This window comes from Aeromonas dhakensis, from assembly GCF_000820305.1.
Taxonomy (GTDB): domain Bacteria; phylum Pseudomonadota; class Gammaproteobacteria; order Enterobacterales; family Aeromonadaceae; genus Aeromonas; species Aeromonas dhakensis.
Genome location: NZ_CDBH01000048.1, coordinates 85,601 through 95,452, shown reverse-complemented (window position 1 = coordinate 95,452; position 9,852 = coordinate 85,601). Strand labels below are relative to the sequence as shown.

Below are 9,852 nucleotides of genomic sequence, written 5' to 3'. Positions count from 1 at the left end.
GCCATCCCACTTCTCGTGGTGAGTGAGGGAGATCTCCCGCGCCAGCCGCAGGAAGGAGTTGGAGCCAAGCTGGGCTTCGGCGCTCGCCAGCGCATCGGCGCCAATCTGGGGGTGGCGCTTCATGATGGCGAACTCCTCGTCCGTCAGCTTGCCCGGCTTGAGCAGGATGGCATCGGGAATGCCCACCTTGCCCACGTCGTGCAGCGGCGCCGACTTGAACAGCAGATCGATGGTGGCATCGTCCAGCGGATAACGTTCCCAGTCGCTGCGGCTCAGCTGCTCCGCCAGCACCTTGACGTAGAACTGGGTGCGGATGATGTGGGCGCCGGTCTCGTTGTCGCGGGTCTCCGCCAGCGAGGCGAGCCCCAGGATGGCCACGTCCCGGGTCAGGTTGAGCTCGTCCTGGCGCGCCTTCAGCTCGCCGATCATCTGGTTGGTGCCGGCAGCAATCAGACCGAACTCATCGTCCCGGATCACCGGCACCCGCGCCTCCAGATCGCCGCACTGCACCTGCGCCATGGCGCGAGTCTGATGCATCAGGGATAGGGTCAGGTTACGGCCATAGCCGCGAATGATGAGCCAGAGATAACCGAAGGTCACCACCATCACGAAGGCGATCTCCAGCAAGATGTAGTGCTGGGCATCGAGCCGCGGCAGGCTCTTGTCCACCGTGACCAGCCACTCCAGATCCTTGTTGAACAGCAGGAAGAACACAGCGCCAAGCAGGGTCAGGGTGGTGAAGGCGAACAGGGAGAACTTGCGGGAAACCGGCATGGCCAGCGGCTGGTTCAGCACCAGACAGGCCTGATGTTCCCGCAGCTTGGCCCGCTGCCAGTCCCGCTGCAGCGACAGATCCGCCGCCACCAGGAAGCCCAGGGTGCTCATCCCCAGCAGGATCTTGAGGTGGCTCTCCAGCGGAAAATCATACCGGATGCCGTTGTAGCCAGAGAGCAGCAAGGCCCCCAGCAGATAGAAGCCCACCTCCAGCCCGAAGCCTCCCAGCCCCTGACCGGACAGCGTCACCTTGCGCAGCAGCTGATCGCGCAGGACAAACATGATGGCGAAGGTCACCAGCGCGGGCCCCAGCAGCTGGGGCAGCGTCAGGCTCTCCAGGAATGGGCAGACCTGCAGCCCGTAAAGACAAAACAGTGACAGTGTCACCCCGTAGTGAAGGGCGCAGCGCCCCGTGATCCTCTGCATGATTCCACCCAAACCTTATCGTCATGACGGCGGGGAGATGACCCCGCCCCTCACAGGCGCCGCAGCAGCAGACTCCCGATCGAATAGCCAGCGCCAAACGAGCAGAGCACACCGCAGGCCCCCGCGGGAAGGTCGCGATTGTACAGATGGAACGCGATAATGGAACCCGCCGAGCTGGTGTTGCCGTAGCTGTCGAGGATCACCGGCGCCTCCTGCTGGCTGGCGTCATGGCCGAGCAGCTTGCGGGCGATGAACTGGTTCATGGTGAGGTTGGCCTGATGGAGCCAGAGCCGGCTCAGGGAATCCGCCGCCCAGCCCTGCTCATCGAGCTGGCCGGCGATCTGGTCGCACACCAGCGGCAGCACCTCCTTGAACACCTTGCGCCCCTGCTGGCGGAACAGCTTGTCGTCACCGTAGCGGGTGCGCGGGCTGAGCCGGTTCAGGAAACCGAAGTTGTTGCGGATGTTGTTGGAGTACTGGGTCATCAGCTTGCTGGCCACCAGTTGCCAGGGGTTGGCCACCTGACAATCGGCCTCCCGCTCCAGCAGCACGGCGGTACAGGCGTCACCGAAGATGAAGTGGCTGTCCCGATCGCGAAAATTGAGGTGCCCAGAGCAGATCTCCGGATTGACCACCAGCGCGAGTCTGGCAGTGCCGGCCGCCAGCATGTCCGCCGCCGTCTTGATGCCGAAGGTGGCGGAGGAGCAGGCCACGTTCATGTCAAAAGCCATGCCGCTCGCCCCCAGATAGTGCTGCAGCTCGATGGAGAGCGCCGGATAGGGGCGCGGCATGTTGGAGGCAGCCACTATCACCAGATCTATTTCCCCCGGCTCGCGACCGGCGGCAATCAGCGCCTGCTCAGCGGCGGCCACCGCCATCTCCACCATGATGGAGGGCTTGTCATCGGGTCGCTCGGGCAGCAGCGGCTGCATGATGTCGGGATCCAGCACCCCCTCCTTGCTCACCAGATAACGGCTCTTGATGCCGGAGGCCTTCTCGATGAATTCGCTGCTCGAATGCTGTTTGGCGGGCAGCTGGCCGGCGTCGATGGCGGAAGCGTTCTCCTCGTTGTAGAGATCCACGTACTGGTTGAAGGCGGCCACCAGCGCTTCGTTGCTGACGGCAAAGGGAGGGGTATAGAGGCCTGAGCCACTGATCACGATAGAGGTCATCTTTGCTCCTCGCCGGGTTCACTCCCGGCTTGTTGGTCTGTTCGGGTAGAGAGGGTCACAGCTGGTCGATGGCCGCAGCCAGACCCGCCAGAGTCAGCGGGTGCATGCGCCCGCCGATCAATTCGTTCATCAACTTGATGGAGGGGTGCCAGAGCCACTCCCGCCGCGGGGTGGGATTGATCCATACCAGCTTGGGAAAATGCTGCTGCAAGCGGGCCAGCCACACCTGACCGGCCTCCTCGTTCCAATATTCGACGCTGCCGCCAGGCCAGGTGATCTCGTAGGGGCCCATGGTGGCATCCCCCACCAGGATCACCTTGTAGTCGCTGCCGTAGGTGCGCAGCAGGCGCTGGGTGTCGAAGCGCTCCTCGTGCCTGCGGGCGTTGTCTCGCCAGACGAAGTCGTAGAGACAGTTGTGAAAATAGAAGTACTCCAGGTGCTTGAACTCGTGGCGCAGAGCAGAAAAGAGCCGCTGCACCTCGGCCACGTGGGCATCCATGGAGCCTCCCACGTCGAAGAAGACCAGCAGCTTGACCCCGTTGTGGCGCTCGGGTCTGAGCTTCACATCGAGCCAGCCCTGCCTGGCCGTGCTCCGGATGGTGTCATCGAGATCCAGCTCGTCCGGGCTGCCCTGGCGCACCCAGCGCCTGAGTTTGCGCAGCGCCAGCTGGATGGCCCGTTGCCCCAGCGGCGAGTCGTCGCTGAAGTTGCGATAATGGCGCGCCTCCCACACCTTGATCGCCTTGCCATGCTGACCCTCTCCCCCCATGCGCACTCCTTCCGGGTGAAAACCGCCGTGGCCGAACGGGCTGCTGCCACCGGTGCCGACCCACTTGTTGCCGCCGGCGTGACGCTCCTTCTGCTCGCGCAAGCGCTGGTTGAGGGTCGCCAGCAGCTGATCCAGCCCGCCAAGGGATTGGAGCAACGCCTTCTCCTCGGCGCTCAGCAGCCGTTCGAACTCCTTACGCAGCCACTCATCGGGCAGGCTCTCCGGCAGCAGGGGGATGGCGGCCAACCCTTCGTAATACTCGGCGAAGGCGCGATCGAAGCGATCGTAATGAGCCTCGTCTTTTACCAGCAGGCAGCGGGAGAGCTGGTAGAACTCGTCCATGTCGAGGCTGGCCAGCCGGGCTGCCAGCGCCCCGTGCAAGTCCAGCAGTTCACGCAAACTGCAGGGGAGCTTGTGGCGGCGCAGATGGGTAAAAAAGTCGATGAGCATGAGTCAGCTGCCGCGTCTGGCCAGAAAAGCGAGCTTCTCAAAGAGATGCAAGTCCTGCTCGGTCTTGAGCAAGGCGCCGTAGAGGGCGGGCACCAGCTTGCCGGGCTCGCGGGCGCGCATCGCCTCGGGGGCGATGTCGTCAGCCAACAGCAGCCGGATCCAGTCCAAGAGTTCCGAGGTGGAGGGCTTCTTGCGCAGTCCCTCTACTTCCCGCAGCTCGAAGAAGAGATCCATCGCCTCGCCAAGCAGGCTCTCTTTGAGGTCGGGGTAGTGAAGTTTGACGATGGCCTGCATCTCGACCTTGTCGGGGAAGCGGATGTAGTGAAAGAAACAGCGGCGCAGGAAGGCATCCGGCAGCTCTTTTTCATTGTTGGAGGTGATGATGACCACAGGGCGCTGGCGGGCCTTGATGCGCTCGCCGGTCTCGTAGACGTCGAACTCCATCCGATCCAGCTCCTGCAGCAGATCGTTGGGAAACTCGATATCCGCCTTGTCGATTTCATCGATAAGCAGCACCGGGCGCTGGTCGGCAGTGAAGGCCTGCCACAGCTTGCCACGGCGGATGTAGTGGCCTATCTCCCCCACCCTGGGGTCGCCGAGCTGGGAGTCCCGCAGCCTGGCCACCGCATCGTACTCATAGAGCCCCTGCTGGGCCTTGGTGGTGGATTTGATGTGCCAGGCGATAAGTTCGGTGCCCAGATGGCTGGCCACGGCCTCTGCCAGCTCGGTCTTGCCCGTGCCGGGTTCACCCTTGATGAGCAGCGGCTTCTCCAGCAAGATGGCGGCATTGACCGCCATCTTGAGCGCCTCTGAGGCGAGATAGCGATCGCTTCCTGCAAATCCCATAGCGTCTATTCCTTTGACGACGAGAGACCTTTTCGCGAGGGAGGTCTCAATAAGAAAGAATAAGCTCTATATCTTGTAATAACATATTGTTATAACAAATCGTCACTTCTCATTCAGAAACCACAGGGTAATCTTGTTTCATCGCCGTAACAAACAGGGATAGCACCATGAGCAAAATTTTTGAGGACAACAGCCAGACCATAGGTCACACCCCTCTGGTTCGTCTCAACCGTGTTACCAAGGGCCGCGTGCTGGCCAAGATTGAGAGCCGAAACCCGAGCTTCAGCGTCAAGTGCCGTATCGGCGCCAACCTGATCTGGGATGCCGAGAAGCGCGGCGTTCTGACCAAGGGCAAGGAGATCATCGAACCCACCAGCGGCAACACGGGTATTGCTCTGGCCTTCGTGGCCGCCGCCCGTGGCTATCCCATCACATTGACCATGCCGGCCACCATGAGCCTGGAGCGCCGCAAACTGCTCAAGGCGCTAGGTGCCAACCTGGTGCTGACCGAAGGGCCGCTCGGCATGAAGGGCGCCATTGCCAAGGCCAACGAGATCCTCGAGTCCGAGCCCGGCAAATACGTGCTGCTGCAACAGTTTGAAAACCCGGCCAACCCGGAAATCCACGAGAAGACCACAGGTCCCGAGATCTGGGATGCCACCGATGGCGAAGTGGATGTGTTCGTGGCCGGCGTCGGTACCGGCGGCACCATTACCGGTGTCTCCCGCTACCTGAAACAGACCAAGGGCAAGGCGGTGGTCTCCGTTGCCGTCGAACCGAGCGAATCGCCGGTGATCAGCCAGCGTCTGGCCGGTCTTGAAATCAAACCGGGACCCCACAAGATCCAGGGCATAGGTGCCGGCTTCATCCCGGGCAACCTGGATCTCACCCTGCTGGATCGTGTCGAGCAGGTAAGCAGCGATGATGCCATTGAAATGGCGCGCCGCCTGATGGAAGAGGAAGGCATTCTGGCCGGCATCAGCTCCGGTGCCGCCGTGGTGGCCGCAGCCCGCCTCGCCGAGCTGCCGGAATTTGAAGGCAAGACCATAGTCGTCATCCTGCCGAGCGCTGCCGAGCGTTACCTCTCCAGCGCCCTGTTTGCCGGGGTGTTCAGCGAGCAGGAATTGCAGCAGTAAGTGATCGGATTATTTCAAAACAACGGCGCTCCCAGGAGCGCCGTTTCTTTATGGGCTAGACTGAGCACTTGGCAGCGCCAGTCGACCCCTTATTTTTCGGGGTAAAATAACAAGCAAACCCGTGACGAAAAAAGCAGACATTCTGTGATAAATCTCATATCCTGTGCCGCGTCACGAGGTGTTTGCCGACTAGGTATCACAAAGTAACAAAGTGTTATTTTTCGTTATAAAATAATTTCAGGCCAGCATTGACGCGGCTTGTAGCGCGATAACGGAAAAGAGTTGAGGCAGACACCGAATACTGCACAGAAAATTGACCTGGATTAAACCATTGCAGGTCTGATTTCGTTACTTTACAACATATCCATACTGACACGGTGCGAGAAGGAAGCGTCAAAAGCATCCCTCACACCAAAAAATATCAATAATATGGGGTGAAACCATGTACGAGAAGTCTGTTGTTATTACTGCTGAAAACGGCCTGCACACCCGTCCGGCAGCTCAGTTCGTGAAAGAAGCCAAAGAATTCCAAAGCGAGATCACTGTGGTCTCCGGTGGCAAATCCGCCAGCGCCAAGAGCCTGTTCAAGCTGCAGACCCTGGGCCTGACCAAAGGCACTAACGTGACCATCCAGGCCGACGGCCCGGACGCTCAGAAAGCCGTTGAGAAGCTGGTTGCCCTGATGGACGAGCTGGAGTAATCCAGCTTTATTCCTCCCCCACAGTCGTTTTAATAGGAAGGATTATGATATCTGGCATTCTTGCGTCCCCCGGTATCGCATTCGGCAAGGCGCTTCTTCTGAAAGAAGATGAAATCGTTATCAATCAGGGCAAAATCGCTGCCGAACAGATTGATGCCGAAATCAACCGCTTCCTCGAAGCCCGCACCAAGTCAGCCGCACAGCTGGAAGCCATCAAAGAGATGGCCGGTCGCACCTTCGGTGAAGAAAAAGAGGCCATCTTCGAAGGCCACATCATGCTGCTCGAAGATGAAGAGCTGGAAGGGGATATCAGATCCTTCATCAAAGACAACAAGGCCACCGCCGACAAGGCCATCTACGAGGTCATCGAGCAGTACGCGAAGATGATGGCCGAGCTGGATGACCCCTATCTGCGCGAGCGCGCCACCGACTTCCGTGACATCGGCACCCGTCTGGTCAAGAACGTACTGGGCATCGCCGTTGTCAACCTGAGCACCATCGACGAAGAGGTGATCCTGGTCGCCAAAGACCTGACCCCGTCCGAAACCGCTCAGATCAACCTGAAATACGTGCTGGGTTTTGTCACCGACATCGGTGGCCGTACTTCCCACACCTCCATCATGGCCCGCTCCCTGGAGCTGCCGGCCATCGTGGGCACCAACGACATCACCGAGCGCGTCAAGAATGGTGACGTGCTGGTGCTGGACGCGATCAACAACCAGATCGTCCTCAACCCGACTGCCGAACAGCTGGCCAAGTTCAAAGAGATCCAAGCCCAGTTCCAGGCCGAGAAAGACGAGCTGGCCAAGCTGAAAGATCTGCCCGCCATCACTCTGGATGGCCATCAGGTCGAAGTGTGCGCCAACATAGGTACCGTCAAGGATACCGAGGGTGCCATCCGCAATGGCGCCGAAGGCGTGGGTCTGTACCGTACCGAGTTCCTGTTCATGGACCGTGACGCGCTGCCGACCGAAGACGAGCAGTTCAAAGCCTACAAAGAAGTGGCCGAAGCGATGCCGGATCAGCCGATCATCGTGCGCACCATGGACATCGGCGGCGACAAAGAACTGCCCTACATGAATTTCCCGAAAGAGATGAACCCCTTCCTGGGCTGGCGTGCCGTGCGGATCTTCTTCGATCGCGCCGACATCATGCACGCCCAGCTGCGGGCCATCCTGCGTGCGTCTGCCTTCGGCAAACTGCGCATCATGTTCCCGATGATCATCTCCGTCGAAGAGTTCCGCAGCCTCAAGGCCACCGTAGAGACGCTGAAAGCCGAACTGCGTGCCGAAGGCAAAGCCTTTGATGAATCCATCGAAGTGGGTATCATGATCGAGACCCCGGCTGCTGCCGTGATGGCTCATCATCTGGCCAAGGAAGTGGATTTCTTCAGTATCGGTACCAACGATTTGACCCAGTACACCCTGGCCGTCGACCGTGGTAACGAGATGATTTCCGCCATGTACAACCCGCTGTCACCCTCCGTCCTGACCCTGATCAAGATGGTTATCGATGCATCCCACGCCGAAGGCAAGTGGACCGGTATGTGTGGTGAACTGGCTGGTGACGAGCGTGCCACCCTGCTGCTGCTGGGTATGGGTCTGGATGAGTTCTCCATGAGCGCCATCTCTGTACCGCGTATCAAGAAGCTTATCCGCAACACCAACTTCGAAGATGTGAAGGCCATGGCTGATCAAGCGCTGAGCTTTGCCACCGCCGCCGAAATCGAAGCCTGTGTAGATAACTTTATTAAGCAGAAGGCAGTCTGCTAAGATCGGCTGCAAACAGCGACAATCATCTCTAGGAGCTTTTACTATGGGTCTGTTTGATAAACTGAAGAAACTGGTTTCCGATGACAGCTCTGATACCGGCGGCATCGAAATTTTTGCCCCGCTGTCAGGCGAAATCGTACCGATCGAAGATGTGCCCGACGTGGTCTTCGCCGAGAAGATCGTCGGTGACGGCATCGCCATCAAGCCGGCCGGCAACAAGATGGTTGCTCCGTGCGACGGCACCATCGGCAAGATCTTCGAGACCAACCACGCGTTCTCGCTGGAATCCGACTCTGGTATCGAGCTGTTCGTTCACTTCGGTATCGACACCGTTGAGCTGAAAGGCGAAGGCTTCAAGCGCATCGCCCAGGAAGGTCAACAGGTCAAGCGCGGTGACACCATCATCGAGTTCGATCTGGCCGTTCTGGAAGCCAAAGCCAAATCTACCCTGACTCCGGTGGTCATCTCCAACATGGACGAGATCAAAGAGCTGGTGAAGATGACGGGTGCCGTGACCGTGGGCGAGACCCCGGTGATCCGCATCAAGAAATAAGGCTGCATGGGCCGAACGCCCATCGCTGAAACAAAAAACCGAAGCCCAGGCTTCGGTTTTTTTATGGGCGCCTTCCAGCTACTCCTTGCCGAAGACCACCTGGTTGCGCCCGTTGCTCTTGGCCTGATAGAGCGCCTTGTCAGCCACCTGCAGCAGGTTGTCGCTGCTCTGGCCCTCGTTTCGGGTGGCACAGCCCAGGCTCATCGTCAGGGAGAAGTTCTGCCCCTCCCACGCGACTACATGGCCGACAAACTGCCGACGCAACTGCTCGGCCCGCTCGACTACCAACTCCGCATCCACCCCGGGCAGGATCAGCAAAAACTCCTCCCCGCCCCAGCGGGCCAGGTGCTCCCCGGCTCTCAGCTGACCGGTCATGATGCGGGCCACCTCGCACAGCGCCGCATCCCCGGCGGGATGCCCGTAGCGATCATTGATCTGCTTGAAGTGATCGATGTCGCCCAGAATCACCGAGAAGGGTTCTCCCTGCAGCCAGAGCGCCTGCAACTGCTGCCCGGCGGCACGCCGGTTGCCAAGCTCGGTCAGTGGATCGGTGCAGGAGATCCGGCTCACCTCCTCTATCATGCAGTGCAGATCGTGAATGTCGCGCAAGGTTACTATGTGCCAGCCCGGCATGGCATCGGCTTTCAACTGGGCCGTGATGGTAAACCAGCGCTGCTGGCCGTTCTTGCAGTAAAGCAGGGCATTCATCTCGGCCACCGCAGCCCCGCTTGCCAGGCTGCTCATCACCGCCTGGTTCCAACGCGAGATGGCCAGTGCCCGGCTCTCCTCGTCGCGATAGACGGTGGCAAACCAACTGGCCATGTCAGGCAGATCCGTCAGGTCGTAACCCAGTTGCGTCACGAAAGCCCGGTTCAGGAACCTGTGATGGCGGGCGGGGATCTCCGACAACCGGGTGGGGATGCTGTCCAGCGTCTCGCTGCAGGCCGATTCCGAGATCAGGATAGGAAACGGGATCACGTCGAAGGAGCGAAACAGGATCTGCTGCAGCTCGGTCAGGATCACGGGATCTGTGATGGTCAAGGTAATTCCCTTCACCTGTTGAGGATTTTATTAAAGGTAAATGAGGGGAGAAGAGGGGTAAAGCCCTCATTGAACTGGGCTGGGTGCCCGGTTCCCGGCCGCAACACCCCCTGCTCTGCGGCTTTGCATCAGCCGTTCGCCCCCCTGGCAGCCTCTCCTTGATGAGCGAAACCAGCTCTTCGACCGGCGCGCTGCTGGCCTGTTACAAATAAC

General features: G+C 59.7%; 9 protein-coding genes. 4 read left to right on the top strand and 5 right to left on the bottom strand.

Going from position 1 to position 9,852, the window contains the following annotated elements; genetic code table 11:
* From BN1143_RS14425 to BN1143_RS14410, 4 genes are all read right to left on the bottom strand, one after another.
* A partial coding sequence (locus BN1143_RS14425) for an HD domain-containing protein (RefSeq protein WP_042051109.1) occupies window positions 1-1,200 on the bottom strand: 1,200 nt, incomplete at its 3' end.
* Window positions 1,201-1,250: 50 nt separating this feature from the next.
* Window positions 1,251-2,372, bottom strand: coding sequence for a beta-ketoacyl-ACP synthase III (locus tag BN1143_RS14420; protein ID WP_042051107.1), 1,122 nt, complete (start codon window positions 2,370-2,372; stop codon window positions 1,251-1,253).
* 55 nt (window positions 2,373-2,427) lie between these two features.
* Window positions 2,428-3,591, bottom strand: a complete 1,164-nt coding sequence (locus tag BN1143_RS14415; RefSeq protein WP_042051105.1) for a vWA domain-containing protein — start codon at window positions 3,589-3,591, stop codon at window positions 2,428-2,430.
* Between the two features lie 3 nt (window positions 3,592-3,594).
* Window positions 3,595-4,437: an AAA family ATPase gene (locus BN1143_RS14410; protein WP_042051103.1), complete on the bottom strand. Its 843-nt coding sequence runs from the start codon at window positions 4,435-4,437 to the stop codon at window positions 3,595-3,597.
* 167 nt (window positions 4,438-4,604) lie between these two features.
* On the opposite strand from BN1143_RS14410, the gene cysK reads away from it, so the two are divergent.
* From cysK to crr, 4 genes are all read left to right on the top strand, one after another.
* A complete protein-coding gene (cysK, locus tag BN1143_RS14405; protein ID WP_010633318.1) occupies window positions 4,605-5,573 on the top strand; it encodes a cysteine synthase A in 969 nt (322 codons plus the stop codon).
* Between the two features lie 442 nt (window positions 5,574-6,015).
* Window positions 6,016-6,273, top strand: coding sequence for an HPr family phosphocarrier protein (locus BN1143_RS14400; RefSeq protein WP_005303128.1), 258 nt, complete (start codon window positions 6,016-6,018; stop codon window positions 6,271-6,273).
* 44 nt (window positions 6,274-6,317) lie between these two features.
* The gene (gene ptsI, locus BN1143_RS14395; RefSeq protein ID WP_005303130.1) at window positions 6,318-8,045 is read left to right on the top strand and encodes a phosphoenolpyruvate-protein phosphotransferase PtsI; all 1,728 of its coding nucleotides are present in this window, start codon (window positions 6,318-6,320) and stop codon (window positions 8,043-8,045) included.
* A gap of 43 nt (window positions 8,046-8,088) precedes the next feature.
* Entirely contained in the window at window positions 8,089-8,598 is a 510-nt protein-coding gene (crr, locus tag BN1143_RS14390) for a PTS glucose transporter subunit IIA (protein ID WP_005303134.1), read from the top strand.
* Between the two features lie 78 nt (window positions 8,599-8,676).
* On the opposite strand, the gene BN1143_RS14385 is transcribed toward crr, so the two are convergent.
* A complete protein-coding gene (locus BN1143_RS14385; RefSeq protein ID WP_042051102.1) occupies window positions 8,677-9,639 on the bottom strand; it encodes a GGDEF domain-containing protein in 963 nt (320 codons plus the stop codon).
* Between the last annotated feature and the right edge of the window lie 213 nt (window positions 9,640-9,852).

Bases quoted from the DNA above. Each gene is read 5' to 3' on its own strand.
- BN1143_RS14420 (WP_042051107.1), bottom strand. From the start codon at position 2,372: ATGACCTCTATCGTGATCAGTGGCTCAGGCCTCTATACCCCTCCCTTT.
- BN1143_RS14415 (WP_042051105.1), bottom strand. From the start codon at position 3,591: ATGCTCATCGACTTTTTTACCCATCTGCGCCGCCACAAGCTCCCCTGC.
- BN1143_RS14410 (WP_042051103.1), bottom strand. From the start codon at position 4,437: ATGGGATTTGCAGGAAGCGATCGCTATCTCGCCTCAGAGGCGCTCAAG.
- cysK (WP_010633318.1), top strand. From the start codon at position 4,605: ATGAGCAAAATTTTTGAGGACAACAGCCAGACCATAGGTCACACCCCT.
- BN1143_RS14400 (WP_005303128.1), top strand. From the start codon at position 6,016: ATGTACGAGAAGTCTGTTGTTATTACTGCTGAAAACGGCCTGCACACC.
- ptsI (WP_005303130.1), top strand. From the start codon at position 6,318: ATGATATCTGGCATTCTTGCGTCCCCCGGTATCGCATTCGGCAAGGCG.
- crr (WP_005303134.1), top strand. From the start codon at position 8,089: ATGGGTCTGTTTGATAAACTGAAGAAACTGGTTTCCGATGACAGCTCT.